The sequence below is a fragment of the Sphingorhabdus sp. genome, assembly GCF_041737645.1.
Classification (GTDB): Bacteria; Pseudomonadota; Alphaproteobacteria; order Sphingomonadales; family Sphingomonadaceae; genus Sphingorhabdus_B.
In genome coordinates, this window is the sequence record NZ_JBGSRI010000060.1 from 1 (window position 1) to 24,216 (window position 24,216).

Consider the following 24,216-nt stretch of genomic DNA (forward strand, 5'->3'; position numbering starts at 1 on the left):
GCTTGCCACGCATCACCTGACTTCATGGTTTTGATGGAATGGCGACGGTAATCCACACCATGTGATTTGATCGGCATGAGTTAATTCCTTTGCAACTTGATAGGTCAGATGCCGAAATGGGTTTTGAGAGACTCGTGGGTGGTGTGCGCGCGCAACTGTGCGCCAGCGCCCATCCGACTAGGAGAGAGGCAAGAGCGCCAGCGGGTCAGCTCAGGGAAGCCGCACCCTCAAGGAGCGAAGCGGGAAAGAGTGCGACCTTGGAATTTCCCGCTCAACTTCCCACGCTCCCGATCGTCACCGGCAACGGCCAAGACTACAGGCTTGGTTCGCGTCAGCGAATAGAGCGGGTCGCCGTCAGGCAGCGTCTAATTGCTTTTTACCCAAATTCGCCGATCAATCGCAGGGGCAACGGTTGGCAACACTAAGATCGTGGCGGCATCCACGACTGGTCAAGGCGTCGGTGAATTAACGAAACAATGGTCAAAATATCCTCGGCATCCGATTTCGGCATGTTCCAATGGACGCGCGGTTCATGAGCGGTAGGGTTACGAAACATTCCAAACACTCCGCGCACAAGGTTTGCAAAACCAGTTTGTTCGCTCTTCTCGCTCGGCGTTTTTAGCGGTGAAATGGCAAGCATCGGAGGAGAGCCGGAAAGTGTGCGATCTACCAACGCAGAACCATCATCAAGCAGTCCTGTCTTTGAACGAATTTTATCAGCCACGCTCTTCGTGGCTTCCTGCACAGCATGGAAATAGTCATCAGCAATTAGTTCGGCCTTACAAAATCTCAGGACGTCTGCATGAACACCGCGCCCTACCATATCGGCGCGAAGCTCGCGCGCACGGATCTCCGCATCCGGCAATGTCCGCACTCGTTGACCTGACTGAAGCGCGCCTGCTTGCGTGACTTCAAGGCCACAAAAAGCAAGCGCGCGATTCAGATTTGCACGCATCGGCTCGTAGCGATCTGGTGATCTCGCATATCGGGCTGGAGCCATCGCCTGCCGAATGAAAGCCAAGACGTGCAGTCGATCACGCCGTTCGTTCTGGCTTGTGGCAAACGCATTGTAGATGCGGATTCGCTTGGTCGATGGCCCAGGATCAACAAGTTTGCTGGATGTAAAAAGGAACTCGATTTCGGTGTTAGACAAACCCAAATCAGTATCTCCCAACGCTGCCGCGATGGCTTCCAACTGATCTTGGGTAAATGTCTTAGTCGTCAAATCGCCACCTCCGCGAGTGTGGTGACAACATCGTAATCCACACCAAGCGATTCAAAATGGCGACGTCCACAGGTAATCTTCTGGTTTTCCTTGGTGCGGCGATCTTCTGAATCGAGCGTGCCTTTGGTTTCGCGGACGAAATAGAGCTTATCGTCGCGCTCAGTCACAAATGCCCAATCAGGATTGTATGGGCCGATAGGCGTGTCGATCCTGAACCATGAAGGCAGCTTGACAAAGAGTTTCACATTTTCGTTGCTGTCTAGGTCACGGGCAAATTGACGCTCCACCTCGGAGTCATATTCGATGGCGTCAAAGAGGGATTTTGCGCGATTCTGCACCTCATAGAGATTGCTGAGATACCGAACGATGCCCTGTTCAGCTTCCTGTTCGATCCGGCTCATCTCCCAATGGTGATCGGCGACCCGCTCATATTGGATGCCTTCCAACATGAGGTCGTGCAGCGCGCGGGAAATTTCCTTGGCGACTGCTGCCATGAACGCTTGTGGATTGAGTTTGAATTCTGCCAAGCGGCCTGACTGCTTCAATACCGCTGCGAGAGTATGTCGGGTTAGCTCGCTTTCTTTTTGAAGAAAGGCGAGAATGTCGGGCAGAAATTGCACTTGTTCCGCGTCGCGAACACGAGTCGCAATCTGCCGGTCAGCGGACACGCCCGCGTCGGTAATGTCGACCTCGACAACGGTCGTCGCAATGCGCGGCGCTTTGATCGGCTCGATGTTCTGTTTAATCCGCTTCACCGCCCGCTCGATCAAATCGGGCGTATCGAACGTCACGCGGTAGCGCGTGCGATGTTTGATGCGATCCCATAGCTCTGTGAAATTTTCGCTAAGTTGAACCTCTTTTCGAAATTTCAGTTCGCGTCGGTCGCGGGCATTGGCGATGCGGTTCTTGAATAACTTTCGGTTGATCTCATCAATGATCTCAGGCGAAAGGGCGGCAAATTCATCTGCAATCTCAAGTTTGAAATGCGGGTTTTTCGGGTCAAACTTGTTCTGAATTTCACCAAGGGCGTTGAGATAGCCGTTGGCGACAAGATTTTCCCATATCCGCGCCGAGGCGTCCTGACCGAGCGGCTTATCCGTGCCGTTTTCAGCTTCGCGAACGAGCTTGGCAAAGGCGATCTTTTCGACCTTGCCAAACTTCATGCCAAAATCTTCTTCAAACTCCGATTGCAGTGAACGGGCAAAATCTTCGTAGGACTCGTTGGCGATCACGGTGAGGCGGTTGACGGTTTCGTCATGGACGCGCTCACCTGCGGAGTTGACGGGCAGGCGAAGCCCACGGCCTATTTCCTGACGCTTCTTCTCGGCCGATTGGGATTCATTGAGTGTGCAGATTTGGAAGACATTGGGATTATCCCAGCCCTCACGCAGAGCGGAATGCGAAAAGATGAAGCGCAATGGTTCGGCGGTATCGAGTAAGCGTTCCTTGTCCCGCATGATGAGGCTGTAGGTGTCATCGTCATCAGCGGTATTGCCGCGAGTGTCTTTGGCTCTGCCCTGTTTATCCCGCGAAAAATAGCCGTTGTGAACCTGTTCCGCTTCAAATGCCGATAACCCTTTGTAGATCGGCTTGTCGACCAACTCACGATATGCCTCTTCAAACCACTGTCCGATTTTGCCAAGGCCGGTTGTGCCATCGTCATTGTAGATGCGGTAGTTTGCCACGCGGTCGATAAAAAACAGGGAAAGAACTTTGATACCCTTACCCTTGAGCGCGCGCTCTTTCTTGAGATGCTGCTCAACGGTTTCAAATACCTGAGCGCGCATAACGTCTTCACCAAGCCCGCCCACTTCCTGACCAAGTTCAAGGAAGCGTCCTTGGTTGAATTCGAGATATTCGGCGGACGGCGTGCAGTCGATATTCTGCACGATATAGCCTTCGCGATATGCCTCGCGTTCGCCGGATTTCACGAACAGGTCGTCGCCTTGCTTGACCCAAATCTTAGCTGGAGCCGGGCCGCTCGCACCGTCCTTGTGAATTTCGATCTGAGCCTTGATCCCACTTTTGTTGTCGGTTTTCAGCAGCTTCACATAGGCATCATTAAAGCTGTCCTCGGACTTGATGGACGCGACTTCAATACGCTTCACAAGGCGTAGATCGTAAGCGCGGATCGGGTCTAACTTATAAAGCAAGTTGTAGGGATTGCGGTGGGTCGCGCTGTATCGCAGCGTCACCATCGGATGGAGGTTGCTGATCGCGCGGCGTGATTTGTCGGTGTTATCGACACTCTGCGGCTCGTCGATGATGACGATGGGATTCGCAGCCTGAATGAACTCGATGGGGCGTCGGCCCGACATACGGTCATTTTCACGGTTGATGACATTGAGCTTTTTCAACTCCTCGTCCGTCATCTCCGCCAAATCCTTGTCGGCAACGTCCTTTTGAAAAGACTGAATGTTGATGACCATGATCTGAATCTGGTTGCTGCTGGCAAACTGACGAACTTTGCCAAGCCGCTTTGAATCATAGACAAAGTGATCGAACGGCACATTTTCGTAGAGCGTTTGGAAATGCTCTTTCATCGTCGTGATGGAATGCAGCACTCCTTCGCGGATCGCCACGCTCGGCACGACGATGATGAATTTCTTGAAGCCGTAAACTTTGTTCAACTCGAAAATCGAGCGAAGATAGACATAGGTTTTACCCGTGCCGGTCTCCATCTCGATGGAGAATTCGTTGCCATGCTCCAACGCTTGCCATGCTAATGGCTGTCCGACTGCCATGCCTGCGGTAAAGTACTTGGTGGCAACGGGCGCGCGCTCGATGTCGTTGGCTTCTTGGATCGCGTGAACATTCTGCAATAGGTCTTCGTCGCCGATTGTCAGTCGATTGCCCATGCCAAGCTCGGTCTGAAACAGCCCGCCAATCTGCAATGCCTGAAATGCGGTTGCCGCTGATTGCACAAACGGTTGCCCGTCAAACACGCCGACAACGGCGTTGATTGCATCCTGTTGATATTGAAGCGTGGGGTCGAATTTCAACTTCATGGTCAGTTGATCCCCAGCTCTTTGAAAAACGCCTCATGCCGAAGGCGGGCGTCTTTCACGATCTGACCATATTGCAGAACCTCCACATAGGCGCGCCGCGTATCGTTATATCCGAAGAAGCCGCGCCCACCGGGCAGGGTTTGATTGATCTTATAGTCTTCCAAAATTGCTTTCAGGCGCGGGGTGATGTCGCAAATAAGGTAGCAAAAGAACGGGGTGTCAGCGCCGATCTGAGTGATGAGCTTACCGTTGTTGTCGGTGACTTTGTGTTCGCGCAGCTCCCGGATGTAATCGTAAATCTGCTTGATGGGATTTTCGTCATCGCTGTATTCCGTGCGCGCTGGCCGCTTGAATTCTACGATTACGATGGGCTGATCGGTCCCCTCCCGTTGGAGCAAATTGCTCCCTTGGAAGAGGATCAAATCCGGTCGATCTGCGCATTCCGACGATTTGGCATATTTCCTTATTTGCTGATCGGAAGCCCAAAAGTCATAATACGCCAACCGGTCGTCAATCAGCCACAGATTGTGATTGCCATATTCGATGTCGCCTGAATTCACCTTCAGAGGGCAAATTACCTTATGCACGGCCTCTTCGGTGTAGAGGCGTTGCTTCTCTTTATCCTCGAACCCGAGGCGATGCTCCAATAGGTCGATAATCAGCTTTCGTTTGCTGACATATTCAGCGAGCGATGCGCGTTCCTGTTCGCCCACGCGCTCCATGACCTGATCGAGTTTCTGTTTGAACTCAGCCGTCTGGGTCGGCTCGGACTCCGCCGAAACAAGCGCGTTCAAATCGCGACGAAGGTCGCGCGTTTCGCGATAATCGTAAACCGACATCGCCTGATATATCGCTTCCTCCGTCTTGCTGTTGAGCGGTAGCTCTCTGGCAAATTCCTTTCGGTCTTGCACAAGGTAAGAATAGCGGGGGAAATTTGTAACGACGCGCTCGATTGTTTGCGCCTTGGCATCAATGAGGCTGTTGATCGGGTCTGCCAGATATACCTTGGCGGCCTCTTCGGCGGCCTTGGTAATCTGCTTCATCGTCGCTTTCGGAATGTCGAAATTGTTGCGTTCCTGCGTGACGCTATTGTCAAGAAACTCGCTCGACACGATGCCGACATAAAAAACTTGCTCGTCTTCAAAATTGAAGGCGGAATCGAGTCCAGTCTGATTGTTGATGCCGTGATCCGTGACGATACGGTCGTGCGCTGCCAGATATACCGTGTGTTCGGTGCCGCCTTCGACCAAAGCCTTGTTCAAAAGCAAGTGCTTGATTGTGAAATTGCCAACGTCCTGCACATCTACAGAAAGGCTCTGCGGATTGTGGGTGTGCGCTTCGATAATCTGTCGAAGGCTGTGGTTCTCGGTTGCGCTTGAAACGGTAATATCGGGACACTGATCGCCGATGAGAAACGGCAGGAAATGTGCCGCGATCCGATGCGTGATGGTTTCAAGGCGCTTCGGGCAATGCGAGCGATAGCCGTCCTTGAGCGCGCGAAGTTCGACCCGCGTTTGCAACTCTGGCTTCGTGTCCAGCTTTCGCAGCGCGTAGTTTTGAAACGCCTTCTCATTATCCAGCACGAAGTCGAACGAGCGTTGGGAAACGCCCGCTGGCAACTCGAACTTGCTGATAATCTTCACGCCCTCAAACACTTTGAGCCAGGTCAGCCGCCCGACACCCTTGCCGCCTTTCTTGGCTTTCAGACGTGAATCGTATGTGCGGAAAGATTCAAAATTGTCGTCGTTCAGCCCAACCCCATTGTCGGTGATGACGAAGGACTCAGGATTACCCTCACTGTCGCAATCGACCGTCAGGTTGATTGATCCTCGCGTCACCCAATCATCGCCAAACCGCTCCTGCACCGAATGGATGGAGTTCATCAGCGCCTCGAACACCGGAATGAGGGTATTCGCATAGCTCGGCGACATGGCGAGATTGTCGATGCGACCCTTCAGGTTTTCCTTCAGGTGCAACGATGTTGGTGGGGCTGTGTCGGTCATCGCAAGCCCCTATACCGTCCGAAACACAATTTCAGATTCTTCGGCTTGGGCGCGCGCCTTGAATGTCTGAACGGCGTTCGCCTTCAACTGGTCGTTGCCCTTGAAGCCTTCGTCGAGACAAATGACTTGAAGGGGGTTTGCTTCGGCCAGTGCATCAATCAGCTCAGGGGTAATGTCCTTCTCAAGGCAAATTAGCAGCGCACCGTCATGGATCGCAAAGACGATTGAATCCGCCATGCTGATCGTCTCGACCTTTGTGGTCAGCTCAAATCCCGCCTTAAGTAGAAGCTCATATAGGACATCTTCGGGCTTAGCTGCTTCGTTGATATGATCGACGTGCAAATCAAGTTGCGTTCCGGCCTCGTCGAACGCTTCCGACGCACCATTCCACAATGCAAAAGCGGAGCGATCCAAGCGGAACGACTTCACGCCTAGGTCCAATGTCGCGCTCGATTGCAGATTCAGCTTGCCTGCGTCGTCATCAACCAAAGATTTGGCGGCACGCCTTATTCGCTCACGCCCTACTGCGGCGATGGTTCTGAAACCCGCTTTAGCGGCTGCTGTCTCCTCGTCGCATGGCTCTGGCAACTGCACCGTGATAAAACGCCGCTTGCCTCCATCTGCCTTGTTGAGCCGCATCACTGAATGGGCGGTCGTGCAGGAACCTGCAAAGAAATCCAACACGATGTCCTCGTCCGTAGTGCCTATCTTGAGGCACTTCTCGATCAGGCCGATTGGCTTCGGATGGTCAAATATGTTTGCCAATCCCAACTGACCTAACTCGACAGTTCCCTGCTCGCTGATAACGTCGGTGTCCGTCCACAACGATTTTGCTTTCGTCGTGCTTTTGCGTGACCGCTCGTAGATGTTCCAGTGACCATCACGTCGCTGTTTTGCGACTGCACTGGGGCAGGCGGTCCCCAAGCCCGAGCCTGAAACCTTGTCTTTCCCCCAGCGCCAACAGCTATCCGCACCTTCGCTGTTGCGAGGCAGAATTTCGACATTGAATTCAGGAGACGAAGTGAGACTGATACGAGCATAGCCGCTTTCGTCTAGCAACGCCGGAGCGACGTAAATCGGGTAAAAGAGGTTCGGGCGATTATGCCGACCAAATTTTGGGTTTCTATTCCTAAGCTCCCATAAATCGTAAGCTCCGATCGAATCTTTGAAGGGGAGCGCGTCGCCATGCTTCTCTAGCTCGAATACAGTGTAATCGTCACCCTTTGAAAACATGAGCAAATACTCATGGGTTTTTGCAATTTCCTTATATGTTTGCCCGCGTTTGTTGGATTGAATAATTATCTGGGAGATAAACATTTCTTCGCCAAATATTTCTTTCAAAATGGCTCGGGCGCTGTCCAATTCATTATCGTCGATACTCATGAAAATCACACCGTCGTCACACAAGAGATTTTTTGCGAGATAAAGTCTCGGATACATCATATTCACCCAATTTGAGTGAAACCGACCTGATAGTTCGCTGTTTGTAGAAAACTTTTTACCGCCAGAGTCGACTTGCCCAGTATATGAAAGATATGTTTCTAAAGACTCTGAGTATTTATCGGGATAAATGAATTCGTTTCCGGTGTTATATGGCGGATCGATATAGATCATTTTCACTTTGCCGAAGTATGCCTTCTGCAAAAGTTTCAGCACCTCAAGGTTGTCACCTTCAATAAATAGATTGTCGGTATCATCAAAGTTGACGGACTCTTCGCGCATGGGCTTTAAGGTGGCGACGCTCGGCTGCTGAATTACCTTCATACACTCGGCTTTGCCTGCCCAGTTCAACCCAAAGCGTTCCTTGCTTGGGTCAACCCATTCACCCAAAACGCGTTTGAGTTGGTCAAAATCAATGGAGCCTTCGGCAAACACCTCGGGGAAGGCCATCCCGAGAGATTGCTTCAATTCCTCGCGCTTCTGCGCTGCCACGTCCATTGACGTAAGGTCCATTTTTGCGGGTTGCGTCATGCCTTTTGCCATTTCTCGTAAATAGATTTTAGACTGGTGGGGATACTTGCTGGTTGAAGCGACACCACCAGAGATTTGAACTTATCCTTGCACCGAGAATGCGATGAAATGCGACTTGCGATGATCGTCGGTATTGATGGAAGTTCCAGCATCACCTGAATTTCCTTGGGCGAGAATCCGGTAATTATTTGCTGGTAATGCAAGTCGGCGGAATTCGCAGTGCCGTAAGGATTTCCAACAGAGCATGTCACGACAGCCTCGACAAACTCTCGCCTGACCGTCTCGGGAATCTGATGCCCAACGGACAATTTGGCGAGCCGTTCGGCGAAGGGGGGTTCATTATAGAAATTATTCATGCCCTGGTGGACGGTCATGAGATTTTTGCAGGCGGCTGAAATCAGTGCATGGCGCTCGGTCTCAGACAGCAAACCCAAAAGCCCAAGGTTCTCAAAGAAGGCTTGAGACGCTTTGAACCGGTCTTGCTCGCCCTTGGCTTGATATTTCTGATGCTGATTGATTAGGCCAGACGATGAGTTTGGTGAGAAAGATTGCGCAAACGCGCTACAGATCGTGATGGCCGTAACCCGCGAATGTTCATCCTTGGCTGGATCGCAGTAGATGCCGTGGAGCATCCCAAAAATCGCATCGCGTTGCGCATCGAACGTCTTTGTGATCCGGTCGCACCAGATTTGCATCTGCTCCGGCGAAAAGCCGCTGGCATTTAGGGCGGTCATGAACTCCTTGATGTCCACGCCGGTCATATTTTGCTCATCGCTCAGCGCATGGCGACTGCATCGATTCAGGAAGCTGATAAATTCATATTCGTCGATGCTGCCAATGACTGGATGGGCGGCGGAAAAGTTATTCCTAATATCGCGGCATTGATCGAGCATAAAAAAGCCCGTCTCAGAAATGAGATTGAGCTTTAAGCATAGATTCAGCAGCTCTGAATCCTGCATGTCGAGGAGCTTCGCCTCGTCAAAATCCTTGTCGGTTATCTGTGGAATGATGTGGATACCGAACCGGCGGACTTTATCACGCAACTCCACGATTGCAGCGTTCCATGCGTAGTTTATCGCAGAGTCAAACAGGCCCGTCGCGACTGCGACACACATGCGCGCCATACCCTCCGTCCGAAGATGCGGAGGGATATTGGACAATAGCTGTGGCAAATTTTGCCACGCATTTTGAATTTGATCATCTGATGCCAGGACAGAGCGATCAATGCCAAGAGCCGACGTAAGCGCGGTCAGCATTGGTGCGGAGAAGCTCGAAACCGCTGGAAGTTGCACACTGCTGACCACGAGTCCGTTCGTCATTATTTGATACTCCAGCGGATTGCGAAAAGCGGCTCATCGGAAACGTCCTGTCCAAGCCGCTCTTCCACCTGATCCAGCAATCCATCCTTCTGCGTTTCAATCTCTTTGGCGGCTTCGTCATAGGCGCGCCATGCGTCATCGCGCATCGTTTCGAGCGCGCGGGCTTTCCGTTGCAGTGCTAGCTTATCGGGAAGGTTTCCGGTCTGACGGACTTCCTTTTTCATGGCCTTGATCTGGTCGTCCAGATCCTTGAGGTCAGCTTTCAATCCGGCGCGCTTGTCCTCGGCCCAGCAATCCAGCTTGTCCATTTCCTGATCGAACCATGCAGATTGTCGCACCGCCATTGCTTCTAGGATGGATTGGCGTTCGGCTTGCACGGCCTCGGCAACGGTGGTTGATATGGTCAATTCCGCCGCGCCCAGATTGAGCGCGGGAAGCTCAAACAAACGCATGGCGGCTTTGGAGTCGATACGGCGTCCATCATCGGTGATCGCCGCGATGATGATATGATCCTGATCGTCCGAACCGCGCACGGATAATTTGTGCGCGATCAGCGTGCCTTGTGATCCGATGAAAGGTTCAAGCGCGACCGATGTTTGCGGCCATGCTCCGTAATCGAACTGAAAGTTTGCTCCGTTCAATGCACGGGATGCGGCATCCGCCATGATATGCTGCGCGAGTGGATGTCCAAGTCGGTAACGGTGGCCGTCCAAACCCTGCTTCGACATATAGTAATGGCCGGAAGGAACCGTTGCGCCCGATGGCGGGGCTTTCAGATTGAAGCTGAGGTAATCGTCATCGAACTTGGCGAGCTTCCCCAATTCATGCTTGGTGACATACCAAAGCATCCGCGCATAGCGGTCGAGATATTCCCTGCTCTTGTCCATGTTCATTTTGAGCCGGTCGTGAACCTCGGCGTCAAAATTTTCGAGGAGCTTGCGCCGCGTATCCTCCATTGTGACGGTGATATTTTCGTCCATGTCGGCGCGTAGCTGCTCGAACTGAGTTTCGATGTCCTCGGTCGTGCGGCAATTTTGATAGATGGAAATGATGCGCTTCTCGAACTCCACGCCCGATTCAATTGCGCCTAACACCTCATCGGAAGCGCCAAACACGCCGTCGAACAATTTGAATTTCTCGGCGAGAAGCTGATAGACACGCTGATCGGCAGCGTTGTTTTTGTTGAGGAAGTTGACCACCACAACGTCGAAGCGCTGGCCGTAACGATGGCAACGTCCAATGCGCTGCTCGATCCGCTGCGGATTCCAGGGCAGGTCGTAGTTGACAACCATCGAGCAGAATTGAAGGTTGATCCCCTCCGCTGCCGCTTCGGTCGCAATCATGATCGACGCCTTCTCGCGGAAATACTCCACGAGCGCAGCGCGCATATCAGCGGTGCGTGATCCGGTTACGCGATCAGTGCCTTTATGCCGCGCAACCCATGCCACATAAATTTCTTTCGACTGCGCGTCGCTGTTCGATCCGTTGAACAGGACTAGCTCGTCGCCATGCCCGTTTTCGGAGAGCAAGCGGACAAGGTATTCCTGCGTCCGCCGCGATTCCGTGAAAATGATAGCCTTGCGCGCGCCACCCAATTCCTTCGCCTTGGCAAAGCCCGTGCTGAGCGCGCTCAGAAGGGCTTGCCCCTTGGCATTTTCGGTCACGGAAACGGCAAGGTCGCGGAAGTTACGAAGATCGGCAATTTCTGCGTCGATGGCGGTGATGTCGTCGGCGGTCAAAAGCTCGGGTTCATCCTCGCCGTCCGTCCACTCGTCCACGATTTCGTCGAACTCCTCAAAGTCCTCCGCAATTTCCTCTTCCATCTTCTGGCGCAGCGAAGTGTCGTCCCTGAGCTGGCGTTCCAGTTTGCGGGCCAGCGTATCGAGCGCGCCCGCAATCGCGAATGTCGATGACGCCAAGAGCTTGCGCATGATAAGTGTCATCAAGGTGCGCTGCCCGGACGGCAATGCCTGCAATGATGGACGTTGCAGGTAACTCGACACCATGTCGTAGAGCGATTGCTCCGCTTCGGTCGGGATGAATTCCTGCGTAATCGGAATGCGGTTCGTATAGCGGATATATTCAAGCACCTGACGGCGAAGCGTCCGGTGGATGATAGGCTGCAAGCGATCTTTCAGCTCGTCAAACTGCCCGTCATTCAATCGGGCATATTGGGCGCGGAAACTTTTGGCGTCGCCGAACGCATAATCGTCAATCAAGCTCACCAGCCCGTAAAGCTCCATTAAAGAATTCTGGAGCGGGGTCGCGGTCAAAAGCACTTTGGGCGCATTGGCGAGTGCGGTCTTCAACGTGCGCCCGATACGATTGTCGGGTCGATAGACGTTGCGAAGGCGATGGGCTTCGTCGATCACGACAAGGCTCCACGGGATGACCATCAATTCCTCGGCGTGACGCGCCGCGAATTGAAACGAGCAAATGACGATGTGCGGCTGTTCAAAAGGGCGGCGCGCGCCATCCTTTTTCTGCTTGTTGTAATTTCGAGCTTCAAGGATGCCCGTGGGCAGAAAGAATTTTTCCTCGATCTCCTGCGACCATTGCTTGCGAAGGTTGGCTGGCGTGATGACGAGTATGCGGCGCTTGCCCTCTGTCCATTTCTGGGCGAGCACCAATCCCCCTCAATGGTTTTTCCAAGCCCCACCTCGTCGGCAAGGATCGCGCCTTTCGATAACGGTGATTTGAACGCGAACAGCGCGACTTCGACCTGATGCGGATTCAGGTCAACTTGAGCATCCATAAGCGCACCGGCAAGTTTCTCGTCATCGGCAACCGAATGCCGCCTGTTCAACTCGTGGGCGAACAGCTTGGCATGATAATCGGTTGTGGTCGAAGTCCCTTGCTGCACGTTCATCCTAATTTACTTCGTTGCCTGATTGGCACTCTTGCTTTCCAATGTCCGCTCGGCCTCGTCTGCGTTCCGTGCAACATAATCGCGCATGAATTCGCGAAGCACCTGCGCAGCGGGCCGATCATTGGATCGGCATACTTGCAGGAACTGTTCGTGAAGCGGGCGCTCGACCCGAATGCGAAAGCCTGAGTCTTTCCCTGACATTAGATCGGTGTAGCCAATGGATACACGTTTCCCAAGGGCAAAGTTGATCGAGGCTTGAGAAAGGCTTTGCATTTGTGGCGTGTGGGCGATGGCCGAATCCCGTCCAGGATTCTAGTGGCCAGCATGACAGGCGTTCGACTGTCATTTCGCAGGTTTGGGGTGATGACCGTTCGGAGCATTTCACCCCGATCAAACATGATCCAAAGCCCAGTTCTGGGCCGCTTTTGGATCATGTGAAGATGGTGCCCCCGGCCCGACTCGAACGGGCACTCCTTGCGGAACCGCATTTTGAGTGGGACGAGGCAACCGTAACTATTTGATAACAAATTGTAAATTTTTGGTCAAGTCAAATTTGTGTAAGGTTTTGTGTAAGTGTGTAAGACATGTGTAAGGGAATCCCACAAAAAGTGGTGCGCGACTAAGCTTAGCTCGACCACTTGTTCACCCGTAAATTACCGTCAACATCCCTTGTGAAGAGTTCTGGCGAGACACCCACAATAAATTGCTCCTATCAAAAATGTACGCCGATCAATCTGCACTAATTATTCGGCGCTGTTCCTTTTCAATCCAAGGGTCAATGTTGACGTAATGACATGTTAGATGGGTGGCCGTTAGGTGACGCCAAGTAGCTAAAGGAAGTCTGTCAAAAATCCTGCTGTAATCAGTGCCTAATCAAAGAGCACGCTCCATAGATTTGATTAACCTTCTAAATTTCATAGGAAAGTGCTAGCGATTCTCGCTGCCGAAAACATAAATTTGTCGGCGAATTTGTAAATATGTTGCTGCAGATGGGGGATAGAATTCGGTATGCCATTGGAGGCTAAGCTTTTTGGCGGGTTTCAGTTGCTGTCCAGTTCCGGTCAAGAGATTGAGATTTCCAATCGGCGTGCTCGCGCTTTGATCGCTATGCTTCTTCTCGAACCAGATGAATCACTTGAACGTGATCATATTTGCAAGCTGCTTTGGACAGGGCGTTTTGAAGCGCAGGCACGGGCAAGTCTGCGTCAGTGTTTGTTAGGCCTTGGTAAAATACTTGATCCGTTGGAGTGCGATCTGCTTGAAATCTCGCGTAGCCGGATAAGCCTCAATACCGCTTCCGTGCGGTCCGATTTGGATGATCTGGAAAAAGCGCTTGCCGATGGCAAGTGGGCGCAAGCAACAGCATCGCTATTGGACATTGGCGGCAAACAGTTGCTCGATCAGCTGAATTTTGGAGAGGAGTTCGAAGCATGGCTTGCCGAGCGACGGCAGGCGATAGAACAGAAATTGCAAACGCAAATTAGCGATGCTTTGGACAAGTTGAAAACATCCGGAAACCCGGCGGATCAAGATAAGTTGCTTGATGCGTGGATGGCACGGCACCCGGCATCATCCCGCGCGATCATGGCCGACCGGCAAAGCGGGAGGACGCGAATTGCGATATTGCCCTTTGCCTCGCAAGATAGCGAGAATATTCAGGGATATTTTGCCGATGGTATCGTTGATGAATTGATCACAGCGCTGGGACAAGTTCCGCAGATGCTGGTTGCGGGACGGACATCGTCTTTCCAGTTTAAAGATACCGAGCTCTCATTGCCGGAAATTGCCGATCTACTGCATGTCTCCCATTTGGTCGAAGGTTCTGTCCAAAGGGACAATACCGATGTCCGCATGAATGTGCGTTTGATTGACGGGCAAACCGGCTTCGAGAGTTGGAGTTATAGTTATGATGGTACGGAGGATGATATTTTCTCCTCCCGCAAGCAGCTTGCGCGCAAAATAACCAAAGAACTCGGCGCTGCGCTCAAACTGGATATTGCCGAACCCGATATTCGCCCAATGACGCACAATAAGGAAGCATACGGGCTCTATTTGCAAGGCCGGGCCTTGACCCGCCGCGCTATCGGGGACGGAGTGCTCGGCACGGCAATTAAATTGCTCGAACAGGCATTAGAGCTGGAACCGGAATTTGCCGAATGCTGGACAGCGCTGGCAGAGGCGCACGTTTATACAGCGGTTTATACGCCTTGCCTCGATAAATTAGGGGAAGTCCAGCGCATGGCCGAATGTGCGCAAAAGGCAATCGAGCTCTCGCCGAAGCCAGGCCATGCCTATGCCATGCTGGGCCTGTATCAATGGACCCAGAATGACGCCGTGGGCGCGCTTGATCTGGCGTTGAAAGCCTATCAGTTGGAGCCTGAAAATCCGGCTGTGGTAATGCGCCTTGGATCTTTTCTGCTCTATTGCGGACGAACAGCCGAGGCACTGCCCTATATAGAGGCCGCTATTGATCAGGATCCCGTCGACGGCCGAAATTACGGGATGCTGTGTGTTGCACAGCTCAACCTAGGCAATATCGATGCTGCCATACGTGCAGGTCAACGGATGGCCGATCTTGGTCAACCTTCGCTTCATTTGGCGGCGGCAACTGCGGCTTCGGGCAACCACGAACTTGCCGTAGAGCAATATAAAAAAACCCGATTGCTGATGAATAGCGTTATTTTTCCGCCAGCGGGAACCACGCCGATGTCACCCGAAGCGATGGACGCCTATTGGCTGCTCGCGGCCAAGGGTGTCCATAGTGGCCGGGAGGACGACCGACAGCAATATTGCCAGATGCTGGAAATGCTTCATGCCTCCTTTCCTGACCCGTGTGACCCGACAATTGTGTGGCCCGCAATCTGGATGGGTTATGCTCCAATGGTATTCAAGACTTTGGGGAAACAGATTACGCCGCCTAATATGGTGGGCCTGATGTCGCTCTGGGCCGACATTGAACCGATCCGACAGACTCGTATACATCCCGACTTCATGGATTTTGCAAAACGCATCGGATTGGTCGCGGCATGGGAAAAATATGGCTGGCCGGACTTGATTCCAGAACCTTGCTCCTGAATCCACATCATTATTGACGCTTTATTGACGGTAGCGCCGTTGACCCGAAGTTACATTCGGGCGCAATAACACACCATCGTAAACGCAGACATGAAAAGCCATCTGGCGGGTTCCGGAATACCGGGATTCCGCCACAGGGAGAGCTGTATCTGCAAGGAAGCTAGGGGACAATCTATGCGTAGAGCTTTCGCCAATCGGGCCGCACTCTTCATTAGTCCGTTGGCCGCCTGTGCCAATGGACAGCAAGACTTTTCACACGCTGCGAAGAATGGTTCCGAATGTAAAAATTCGCCAAGTCAGCAGTCGATCATGCAGGCGCATTACACGGAAACTGCCCTTGATCGGGAATCCGAGAATTCGCCACCAACACTCGAGACAATATTCTGCGGAATATTCACGACCTGATGGATTTGTCAGCGGAAAATTAAGGGGGGCGAAATTCAATGGGCGAGCTCATCATTCACAAAAGCATAGCGGCGGCAGCGATGCTGGCATCAATTGCGGCATGTGGATCACCACCAGATCATGCAGCGCAAGATAGAAATGTTGCAATCGGCAATTCAGCGATCACCAACGAATTGCGGGCAAATGCTAGTGCGGTTGTCGCCGCATTTAATACCGGTGATGCGGAAAAGGCGGTCAGTTTCAACGCTCCCGATTTTGTGCAGATGTTCCACGGGCAACCCAATGCAGACAATGCGGCCAATCTGGCAAACGCGCGCCAGCAACTTGCCGATCCGGCGGCAAAGCTCGTCGTTTCGGATGAAAATATCGAAGTCGCGCAGGCCGGAGATATGGCGATTTACACATCCCGCTACGCCTATGATTTTACCGATCCCGCCAGTGGCAAGGTCGTCACCGAAACGGGTAATTGGGTCATGATCTTCCGGCGGCAGGCCGACGGATCGATGAAAATCTACCGTGAAATTATTTCCGACACACCGCCCGCATTGGCTGACAGCGACGGGCCGGTCAGATGACCATATTAACCGCGCTCCCCGCCCTGTCCGAAAACCGCCGCCTACGGCTGTGGGCGTTCTTCCTATTGTATGTCACGCAAGGCATACCTTTTGGACTAGCGCAGGTCGCTATTCCCGCATGGCTTGCCGCCAATGGGGCGAGTGCAACTGAAATCGGCGCGTTCATCGGTATCGTGATGCTGCCGTGGTCGCTGAAACTGGTGAACGGGCTTTTGATGGACCGTTTCTGCTACCGCCCTATGGGCCGGATGCGGGCATGGATTATCGGCTCGCAGGCAGTGATGATCGCGGTTTTGCTAGTCACCGCAGCGCTGAACCCCGGTCCAACAGACCTTGCCGTGCTTACCGCACTGATTTTCACGCTTCTGCTGTGTTCGGCTTTTAACGATGTCGCGGTGGACGGCATGGCGGTCGATCTGGTGCCTGAGGAAGAGCGCGAGCGGATCACTGCCTTCATGAGCGGCGGTCAGGTGGTCGGGATTTCCGCTTCGGCAATGCTTGCGGGGGTCACGCTAGTCTATGGCGGGGTCGCACTGACAGCGCTGACCTGTGCGCTCCTGGTGGGCGTGCTAACTATTATGGTCACACTGCTGCGGGAGCGCGTTGGTGAGCGGTTGCTGCCGTGGACGGCTGGAACCGCCTCGCCCGAAAATCTTGCACGGGGCGGGGAGCCGTGGCTGCCGATCATCGGTAAAGTGCTTCGCGGCCTGTTTCGCTGGCGCACATTGCTGTATTTTGCCGGCGTCGGGATGATATACTCCGGCGTCGGGATGGCGGATGTTTTCGGGCCAAGTTACAGCGTATCCCAACTGGGCTGGAGCAGCGCATATTTCACCAATTTCTCCAGTATTACCGGCTTTATTTCGGTGATTATGATTATGGTTGTCGCTGGACCAATTGTCAGCCGCCTTGGCACGGCCCGTTTCTTTGTCCTGTTCACTTCGATGATGCTGCTGGCCAATCTAGGCGCATTTCTGGCCTTGTCCGGATATTTCGGAGCGGGCCAATTCGGCACGCTGGCGATGCAGCTTTGGTCCGTGGTCTTTTGGGCCGGGAATTATGGATCTTTCGTTGTCTTCGTCGCGTGGTCGATGAACCTCACCAATCCCGCCGTCGCCGCCAGCATGTTTGCGCTGTTCATGGCGATCCCCAACCTGACCCGGTCCTTTGGCGCGGGCGCGCATGGCCAGATCATCGACAGCTATGGATATGACGCCGCCTTTCTGGTCGCCGCGATCTCAATCGCTGTGGGAATGGCGGCCTGTCTTTTCGCCGGATTGGGGCGAAAGGAAACACTCCCCGCCCGTGACAGCGCCGAACCACGGCCAGAGGACAAAGCCCCCTTACCACAGCCCGTCATCGCCTGACCGGTCGCGATTTTTGCAGACGCTGCCCCAATTCCGGGGCGGCACATAACAGGAGAAGAAAGATGAAACTGATTAAAACTATGATGATGGCCACTGCCATGATTGTGGCCGCGCCGCTCGCGCTATCCACGCCCGCAATGGCAGATGATTTTCCGCTTGTAGCCGGTGATTACACAACCATGACCGGTATCTATCTTGAGGACGGAGGCGTAACCGCATACGCCACTTATCTTGCCACAGAGTGGAAGAAAAAGCAGGATTTTGCCAAATCCAAGGGCTGGATCAGCGACTATAAAATCTACTATAATATCGATCGCCGCGATGGTGAGCCGATGATGTACCTGACGCAGACCTTCCCCTCCATGCCGAGCGGCGCTGAATTTGAAAAGCGCAACAAGGAATGGGAAGCTTTTGATAAAAGAACCAACGCGCAGCTTGATGCAGCATCCGGCAATCGGGCAAAATTCCGCAAGGTGACAGGCTCGATGACTCTACAGGAAGCGAAAATCCGCTAATTTCAGCGCTTGGTCTGGCCGTACAGTGCAACCCTTTGTGTTGACCGGCCAGACCACAACCCAGTCCGGCGGGTGAGAATGCGACCCGTCATCCGCCGGGCTATCCTTTCATTATGGCCCTTTCAGCTCCGGGAGATACGCCCATGCAAAGTCTCGCCGACATTGCGAATGATTATGCCGCTTTGATGGCAGCTGGCAAGACGCTCGCCGCCGCAGAGAAATATTGGGCGAGCGACATTGTCGCATTTGAACCAGCCAAATCCGGATCAAATGATCCAGCCGTCGCAAGCGGTAAGCCAGCCGCCCTTGCCAGATTGAAGCGCTGGCTTGACGACAATGCGATGAGCGAAGTGCTGATTGATGGACCGTTCATCACCGGCAACCAATTCGCTTTATTCATCGACATGGAAATCACCCGCCTCACCAATGGCCGCCCCACCGGCAAACGCAAACCATTCAGCGAAATCGCCACCTACACCGTGGGCGACGGCCAGATTATTGAAGAGAGATTTTTCTATGGTTGATGCAGATGCCTTCCTCCCTCCTCTTGAAAGGGAGGTTCAAATATGACCACACAAACCAACACTGCCACTTTTGGTATGGAACTGCCCGCCTTTGCCGACAGCCGGAATCTGCGCCTATTTCTGGGCACGGTGCTGTATCTGGCGCAGGGGTTTCCGCAGGGTGTGTTTTTTGCTGCTATCCCGACATGGCTAGCCGCTAACGGACAATCAACCGCAGTGGTTGCGTCGGCGGCGGCAGCGGCTGCCCTGCCTTGGAGTTTCAAGTTCCTCGCCGGGCTATTCCTTGACCGATACACTTGGCGGCCAATGGGGCGGCGCCGGCCGTGGTTGATCGGGTCGCAAGCCGGCATCGCAGCATGTCTGCTTATCGCCGCATTCATATCGCCCGCGCCAGGCGACACGGCCGTCGTACTCGCCATCATCCTGATCTTATCGACCCTCACCGCCATCCAGGACGTGGCGCTGGACGCTCTGGTAATCGATCTGACGCCTGATGGTGAAAAAGGCCGGATGAATGGTTTCATGTTAGGCGGAAAAGTCTTCGGGATTGCGGGCGGGATCGCCATCACCAGTTACCTGCTCGAGCATTACGGGTTTTCAATTGCCATGCTGGGGATACTGCTATGTTTCTTCATCCCCGCATTCGCTGTGGTAAGCATCAGAGAGCGCAAAGGCGAAAAACTGCTGCCGTGGAGCAGTGGCTCCGCATCAAAGGATGGGGATGCGTCTGGCAGCGATGATTGGGGCATGATCCTGCGCGCTGTATTCCGCAATCTGATCCAGCGCCTCACCATCATTATGGTGCTCGTTCTTATGACTTACGGCATCCACCAAAGCCTTAACGACACTACCAACGGCCTGTTCGTCATCCGCCAGCTCGGCTGGACGCAGTCGGAATATGGCTCGATGTCTGCGGCCTTTAACATCGTGATTGGCATTTTCTGCCTCACGATCGGTGGCTGGATGGTGGACCGGTTTGGTCCGGGCCGGATCGCGTTCTGGTCTGGCCTCGCAGCATTGCCGATCATGCTAAGCTATTTGGTCGATGTCAGCCTGTGGCAAGACAGCCGTCTGTTTATCGTATGGATTGGGATGAAATCGGTGCCGCTGTTTCTGTTTTACCTCGCCAATCTGGCAATGGCGATGCGGGTAACGGCGGCGGAAGTGGCGGCCAAATCCTTCTCAGTTCTAATGGCAGTAGGTGCCGTCGGTTTTTTGATCGCATCGGCCATCCTGCCCTCCTTGGAGGCTTTAGGCGGTTTCCAGGCGATGTACGGTGCCAGCGCCGTGCTAATATGCTTCGCCGGTTTGCTGACGTTGCTGCTGCATAAGGATGTTCGGCAAGCTGTCACCGAGGAGCAGGCATGACCGCAGCGCCAACTACCAAGAACCACCTCCAGAAACGTCTTGGCCTGCCCTTTGCGCTGGCCATTTCTGTTGGTGGGGTCATCGGAACCGGGATCATGCGCGCGCCGGGCGTGATCGTAAACGAGGTGCCGGTATTCTGGATCGCGATGACGCTGTGGGCAGTGGCGGGGCTGTTTATTCTGCTGGCGGCGAACGTCACTGCCGAACTTGGTGCGGCGTTACCAAAGGCGGGGGGGCATTATGTCGCGGTCCATGCCGCCTTCGGGGATACGATGGGTTTGCTGTCAGGATGGACCAACTGGCTGGCAAATGTGGCGGGAACGACTGCCGTCGCCATTGCCTGCGCAGATTTTCTCGGCACCATCAACCCGTGGGTTGCCGCGCATGTGCCATGGGCTGCATCGGCAATCCTGATCGCGGTGACAGCAGCCAATTGGGCGGGTGTACGCGAGGGCAAGTGGATGCAGATTATCGGCACGGCCATCAAACTCGGCCTATTGGGCGCGGTCGTGGGTATCGCGTTCTTGATTGATCCGGTAGCCGTGGCACCTTCGTCGGCGGCGGCCTATGTCCCGGCACTGCCCGGCGGCATTGCCGGTTTCATCGCTATCGTAACCGCTCTCCAGATCATCCTTGGCGCATATGACGGCTGGTTCGGACCGATCTACTTTTCCGAAGAGGACAAAAACCCCGGCCGGAACATCCCGCGCGCGCTGTTCACCTCGGTATTCGTCATTATCGGCGTGTATCTGCTGGTCAATCTGAGTCTCTTCAAGGCGCTCGACATCGCCGGATTACGCGCGTCAGAATTGCCAATGGCGTTGGTGATCGAGCAAGTATTCGGGCGAACAGGCAATATTGTTGTGGCTCTGATCGCGACAATCATGGCGCTGGTCACGCTCAATTCGATTGTGATGCCAACGCCGCGCATCCTGTTTGCGATGGCGCGCGATGGGCTATTCCTTCAGTCCGCGACGCGCGTCAATCGCGGCGGCACCCCCACCGTGGCATTAGCCATCTCAGCGTTGATTGCCTTTCCGCTGATTTGGTCCGGTGGCTTCATCTTCGTGTTCAAGCTGACTGGGGCGCTGTCGATCTTTGCCAGTTCCCTCTACTTTGCCGCCTTCTTCGCCCTTCGCCGCAGCCAGCCCGATCTGCCCAGGCCGTTCCGCGCGGTCGGTTATCCGATCCTGCCAGCGCTGGCACTTGTGATCAGCGTGTTGCTGCTGATTGCCTTCATTGCCGCCGATCCGATCAGCGGCGTTTACATGATTGGCCTAATTGGCATCTGTATTCCGGTGGGCATTCATCTCGGGCGGGAGCGCGTTCGCGCAGCCATTAGTGACAAGCAAGCTACATGAGCGTTAGACAAGTGAGTTCATCCGCCTCAAGCAATTTTTGGAGAAGACAATATGAGACATTTTGGAATCAACATTTTTGCGATGGGTATTGCACTAGCAATCGGCTCACCCGCCGCCGCCGAGCCGGTCGATCCGGTCACCAATGCGAGCCAACTGGAAGCAGCCATAGTCGAGAGCCACCGCGCGCTCGAAGCGATCCTCAACGGTGATCCCAGCCTTTATCTCGCGCTGTTTGCCGAGCGCGACGACATCACTCTCGGCAATCCGTTCGGTCCGTTTGGTCAAGGGCGCGCGGCGGTCGCGGCAACGCTCGCCAATGCGGCCAATAAATATCAGCGCGGAACGGCGAGGGTTGAACGGGTTGCTCTGTATGGTGACGCGGATTTCGTCTGCTTGGTCGAGATTGAGCACGACCGCGCTCAGCTAACCGGAAGCGACGAATATTCCGAATTCAGCGTCCGCGTCACCAGCATTTACGAACGGTTGGGCGGCGCTTGGAAGTTAGTCCACCGCCATGCCGATCCGATTACCACGGCCCGCTCAGCTCAATCCGTGATAGGGAAGTAGCAGCGTCCCCATCCGCTTTCAACTCGCCAGCGGCGAAGCGGACAGGAATGCTGTAGACGCAGAATTGGGGGTGAACCGAGGCTCGTCTTCCCTAATTTCCCAACCCTGCTTGGCCTGTGTCCCGATCAAGAACGCCAGCGGCGCTTCGGAGACACAGGCGGAAGTGCTTGTATGGCAGGCCGCATCGAAGCTCGACGGGCCATTGATCCGCCAAACAAGCTAACCGGATTCGCTCGACCAAGAATGCCAGCGGCAAGTCGGCGACCGGCAACAAGAGTCCTATCGGAGCATCGCAGCGCGACGCTCTTAGGGCGCGGCCTCATAGAGAAATTTGATTTAGCGGAGTGGTGTTCGTCCACGACGAGACGGCTTTGCCGCAAGCCGGGCTTTTGCTCCCGCTGATGCTTTGGCTGTTCCGTCATCGACTGCCGGATCGTTCATCATCGGTTCCCATCCGCTCATGCCCTGCAACACGCGGTCGGCATGTTTGATGGTGTTCACATGACCATAATGCTGCTCGATCATCTTGACCGATGTGCCCATCTGCTCGGCAAGGATGTAAACATCGACACCTTCGCTAAGGCGGAAGGTGGCATAGGTGTGCCGGAAACAATAGGTTGAACGCGGTGTCCCGTTCGGTCCAATTTTGAGTTCCGCGTGAGTGAGCAATTTCTCAACGGCATCTTCAAAGAGATATTTGGCGGGCTTGCCGCTGATGATTGTGAATACCGTATCATCAGGTTCCGTAGCTTTTGAGATCGCGCGGATGCGATCAAGATAATCGCCCACACTCTTGGGTGCGACCAGCTTGCGTGATTTGGCTTTGCCTTGAACGAAAAGAACGATGATTTCTTTGCCGTCACGATCCTTGGCGGGCATGATGTCACGCCAGCGCAAATTCTTGGCCTCGGGCGGGCGCATTCCGGTGTTGCACATGATGAGCATGAAATTGTAGCACATGGTGCGCGACCATGTGCCGGGGGCATTTGTCGCCTTTTTGATCCAAGCGCGTCCCGCAGTATGCAGCTTGCGATATTCCTCCAGCGTAAATTCATCACGGCGCATGGTTTTGAGTTTGGGCTTGCTCTCGAAGCGCTGGTTTGCTGGAACATAGCGTTTGCGGATGGCAAAGTTCATGGCCGCGTTGAATGCGCCCATTTCAAAGCTGATAGTGGAATCGCTGATCTGCGCGCGATGGCGTCCCTTGCCATTCTCGCGCCGCCAAGTTGGATAAGCTGCCCAGCGATCTTGGCCCACTAAATGAATCTGTGTGCTGCCCACATAACGGTCTAGCGCACCAAGCAGCACATTTTTTAGATTTTTGACGCGCGCTTGGGAAATCTCACCCGTATCAGCGCGGCGCTGCTGCACGGCGATAAATTCTTCCGCGACTTGGCGGAAGGGCCGGTTGAATACAGGCACGTCATGCTTGAGCCGAAAGCGCACATCGGCGTCATGGTCGAAAGCGCGGTCGCGCGCGGCATCGCGGTCTGGCGTCCCCAATGCAATGGTCTTGTATCGGTCGTCCTTCGGCAGCTTAATTCGGCAGTAGAAGTTGCGATGCGTAACATCGCCTCGCCGGAAGATTATAAGTCCGGGTTTGAGTTCTTCCTTATCGGTGATAAACGCCATCTCATCCTCCACTGTGCAGAATCCGTGCAGATTGGCGGCGTAAGTTATTGATTTGCCGTATCTGTGTAGGCTCTGTGTGGATGTTTATATATGTTTTTGTTGTTTATTCATAGGACTTTAGTTAAATACTCTCATCCTGAACCTGGTTCAGCATCCATCTGTCCGCTAAGACCTATGCTCTATGCGGCGAAATGGACCCTGAAACAAGTTCAGGGTGACGATGAAGGAATAAGCGTGAATCGAGACATCAAAAACATCGTAATCCTGACCGGCGCGGGCGTGAGCGCGGAGAGCGGGATCGACACTTTCAGGAGCGCCGGCGGGCTGTGGGAGCAGCACCGCGTTGAAGATGTCGCCACACCCGAAGCTTTTGCACGCGACCCCGACCTCGTCCTTCGCTTCTACGACATGCGCCGCGAACGGATTCAGGAG

General features: G+C 53.9%; 17 protein-coding genes. 9 read left to right on the forward strand and 8 right to left on the reverse strand.

What is annotated here, in order from left to right; genetic code table 11:
* Nucleotides 1–421: 421 nt before the first annotated feature.
* The 7 genes from ACEW72_RS11235 to ACEW72_RS11265 form a co-directional block, all read right to left on the reverse strand.
* Nucleotides 422–1,225 carry a TIGR02391 family protein gene (locus ACEW72_RS11235; RefSeq protein ID WP_373476475.1) on the reverse strand — a complete coding sequence of 268 codons (804 nt, stop codon included), beginning with the start codon at nucleotides 1,223–1,225 and terminating at the stop codon, nucleotides 422–424.
* The gene (locus ACEW72_RS11240) at nucleotides 1,222–4,233 is read right to left on the reverse strand and encodes a DEAD/DEAH box helicase family protein (protein WP_373476476.1); all 3,012 of its coding nucleotides are present in this window, start codon (nucleotides 4,231–4,233) and stop codon (nucleotides 1,222–1,224) included. Before ACEW72_RS11240 ends, ACEW72_RS11235 begins: the two co-directional genes overlap by 4 nt.
* Nucleotides 4,234–4,235: 2 nt before the next feature.
* Nucleotides 4,236–6,236 carry a hypothetical protein gene (locus tag ACEW72_RS11245; RefSeq protein WP_373476477.1) on the reverse strand — a complete coding sequence of 667 codons (2,001 nt, stop codon included), beginning with the start codon at nucleotides 6,234–6,236 and terminating at the stop codon, nucleotides 4,236–4,238.
* Between the two features lie 9 nt (nucleotides 6,237–6,245).
* Nucleotides 6,246–8,207, reverse strand: coding sequence for a site-specific DNA-methyltransferase (locus tag ACEW72_RS11250; protein ID WP_373476478.1), 1,962 nt, complete (start codon nucleotides 8,205–8,207; stop codon nucleotides 6,246–6,248).
* Nucleotides 8,204–9,526, reverse strand: a complete 1,323-nt coding sequence (locus ACEW72_RS11255) for a hypothetical protein (protein WP_373476479.1) — start codon at nucleotides 9,524–9,526, stop codon at nucleotides 8,204–8,206. The genes ACEW72_RS11250 and ACEW72_RS11255 overlap by 4 nt, the downstream gene beginning before the upstream one ends.
* A complete protein-coding gene (locus tag ACEW72_RS11260) occupies nucleotides 9,526–12,153 on the reverse strand; it encodes an SNF2-related protein (protein WP_373476480.1) in 2,628 nt (875 codons plus the stop codon). Before ACEW72_RS11260 ends, ACEW72_RS11255 begins: the two co-directional genes overlap by 1 nt.
* Nucleotides 12,154–12,401: 248 nt before the next feature.
* Nucleotides 12,402–12,596: a plasmid-related protein gene (locus ACEW72_RS11265; RefSeq protein ID WP_373476481.1), complete on the reverse strand. Its 195-nt coding sequence runs from the start codon at nucleotides 12,594–12,596 to the stop codon at nucleotides 12,402–12,404.
* 906 nt (nucleotides 12,597–13,502) lie between these two features.
* Here ACEW72_RS11265 and ACEW72_RS11270 point away from each other — a divergent pair.
* From ACEW72_RS11270 to ACEW72_RS11305, 8 genes are all read left to right on the forward strand, one after another.
* Nucleotides 13,503–15,470 carry a tetratricopeptide repeat protein gene (locus tag ACEW72_RS11270; protein ID WP_373476482.1) on the forward strand — a complete coding sequence of 656 codons (1,968 nt, stop codon included), beginning with the start codon at nucleotides 13,503–13,505 and terminating at the stop codon, nucleotides 15,468–15,470.
* A gap of 443 nt (nucleotides 15,471–15,913) precedes the next feature.
* The gene (locus tag ACEW72_RS11275; RefSeq protein WP_373476483.1) at nucleotides 15,914–16,450 is read left to right on the forward strand and encodes a DUF4440 domain-containing protein; all 537 of its coding nucleotides are present in this window, start codon (nucleotides 15,914–15,916) and stop codon (nucleotides 16,448–16,450) included.
* On the forward strand, nucleotides 16,447–17,817 hold the full coding sequence (locus ACEW72_RS11280; protein ID WP_373476484.1) for an MFS transporter: 1,371 nt from the start codon (nucleotides 16,447–16,449) through the stop codon (nucleotides 17,815–17,817). The genes ACEW72_RS11275 and ACEW72_RS11280 overlap by 4 nt, the downstream gene beginning before the upstream one ends.
* Nucleotides 17,818–17,879: 62 nt before the next feature.
* Nucleotides 17,880–18,332: a hypothetical protein gene (locus ACEW72_RS11285; RefSeq protein WP_373476485.1), complete on the forward strand. Its 453-nt coding sequence runs from the start codon at nucleotides 17,880–17,882 to the stop codon at nucleotides 18,330–18,332.
* A 143-nt stretch (nucleotides 18,333–18,475) separates the two neighbouring features.
* Nucleotides 18,476–18,856 carry a SnoaL-like domain-containing protein gene (locus tag ACEW72_RS11290; RefSeq protein WP_373476486.1) on the forward strand — a complete coding sequence of 127 codons (381 nt, stop codon included), beginning with the start codon at nucleotides 18,476–18,478 and terminating at the stop codon, nucleotides 18,854–18,856.
* 42 nt (nucleotides 18,857–18,898) lie between these two features.
* The gene (locus ACEW72_RS11295) at nucleotides 18,899–20,224 is read left to right on the forward strand and encodes an MFS transporter (RefSeq protein WP_373476487.1); all 1,326 of its coding nucleotides are present in this window, start codon (nucleotides 18,899–18,901) and stop codon (nucleotides 20,222–20,224) included.
* Nucleotides 20,221–21,585 (forward strand): APC family permease, encoded by a 1,365-nt coding sequence (locus ACEW72_RS11300; RefSeq protein ID WP_373476488.1) that lies wholly within the window; start codon nucleotides 20,221–20,223, stop codon nucleotides 21,583–21,585. The genes ACEW72_RS11295 and ACEW72_RS11300 overlap by 4 nt, the downstream gene beginning before the upstream one ends.
* 81 nt (nucleotides 21,586–21,666) lie before the next feature.
* On the forward strand, nucleotides 21,667–22,152 hold the full coding sequence (locus ACEW72_RS11305) for a DUF4440 domain-containing protein (protein WP_373476489.1): 486 nt from the start codon (nucleotides 21,667–21,669) through the stop codon (nucleotides 22,150–22,152).
* Between the two features lie 336 nt (nucleotides 22,153–22,488).
* Here the strand turns inward: ACEW72_RS11305 and ACEW72_RS11310 are convergent, their stop codons facing one another.
* A complete protein-coding gene (locus ACEW72_RS11310) occupies nucleotides 22,489–23,784 on the reverse strand; it encodes a tyrosine-type recombinase/integrase (RefSeq protein WP_373476490.1) in 1,296 nt (431 codons plus the stop codon).
* A gap of 234 nt (nucleotides 23,785–24,018) precedes the next feature.
* Between ACEW72_RS11310 and ACEW72_RS11315 the strand changes: the two genes are divergently transcribed.
* Nucleotides 24,019–24,216: Sir2 family NAD-dependent protein deacetylase (locus tag ACEW72_RS11315; protein WP_373476491.1), on the forward strand; the 198-nt coding region annotated here is incomplete at its 3' end.

Coding starts and splice junctions, on each gene's coding strand:
- ACEW72_RS11240 (WP_373476476.1), bottom strand. CDS start 4,233: ATGAAGTTGAAATTCGACCCCACGCTTCAATATCAACAGGATGCAATC.
- ACEW72_RS11245 (WP_373476477.1), bottom strand. CDS start 6,236: ATGACCGACACAGCCCCACCAACATCGTTGCACCTGAAGGAAAACCTG.
- ACEW72_RS11250 (WP_373476478.1), bottom strand. CDS start 8,207: ATGACGCAACCCGCAAAAATGGACCTTACGTCAATGGACGTGGCAGCG.
- ACEW72_RS11255 (WP_373476479.1), bottom strand. CDS start 9,526: ATGACGAACGGACTCGTGGTCAGCAGTGTGCAACTTCCAGCGGTTTCG.
- ACEW72_RS11265 (WP_373476481.1), bottom strand. CDS start 12,596: ATGTCAGGGAAAGACTCAGGCTTTCGCATTCGGGTCGAGCGCCCGCTT.
- ACEW72_RS11270 (WP_373476482.1), top strand. CDS start 13,503: ATGCTTCTTCTCGAACCAGATGAATCACTTGAACGTGATCATATTTGC.
- ACEW72_RS11275 (WP_373476483.1), top strand. CDS start 15,914: ATGGGCGAGCTCATCATTCACAAAAGCATAGCGGCGGCAGCGATGCTG.
- ACEW72_RS11280 (WP_373476484.1), top strand. CDS start 16,447: ATGACCATATTAACCGCGCTCCCCGCCCTGTCCGAAAACCGCCGCCTA.
- ACEW72_RS11285 (WP_373476485.1), top strand. CDS start 17,880: ATGAAACTGATTAAAACTATGATGATGGCCACTGCCATGATTGTGGCC.
- ACEW72_RS11290 (WP_373476486.1), top strand. CDS start 18,476: ATGCAAAGTCTCGCCGACATTGCGAATGATTATGCCGCTTTGATGGCA.
- ACEW72_RS11295 (WP_373476487.1), top strand. CDS start 18,899: ATGACCACACAAACCAACACTGCCACTTTTGGTATGGAACTGCCCGCC.
- ACEW72_RS11300 (WP_373476488.1), top strand. CDS start 20,221: ATGACCGCAGCGCCAACTACCAAGAACCACCTCCAGAAACGTCTTGGC.
- ACEW72_RS11305 (WP_373476489.1), top strand. CDS start 21,667: ATGGGTATTGCACTAGCAATCGGCTCACCCGCCGCCGCCGAGCCGGTC.
- ACEW72_RS11310 (WP_373476490.1), bottom strand. CDS start 23,784: ATGGCGTTTATCACCGATAAGGAAGAACTCAAACCCGGACTTATAATC.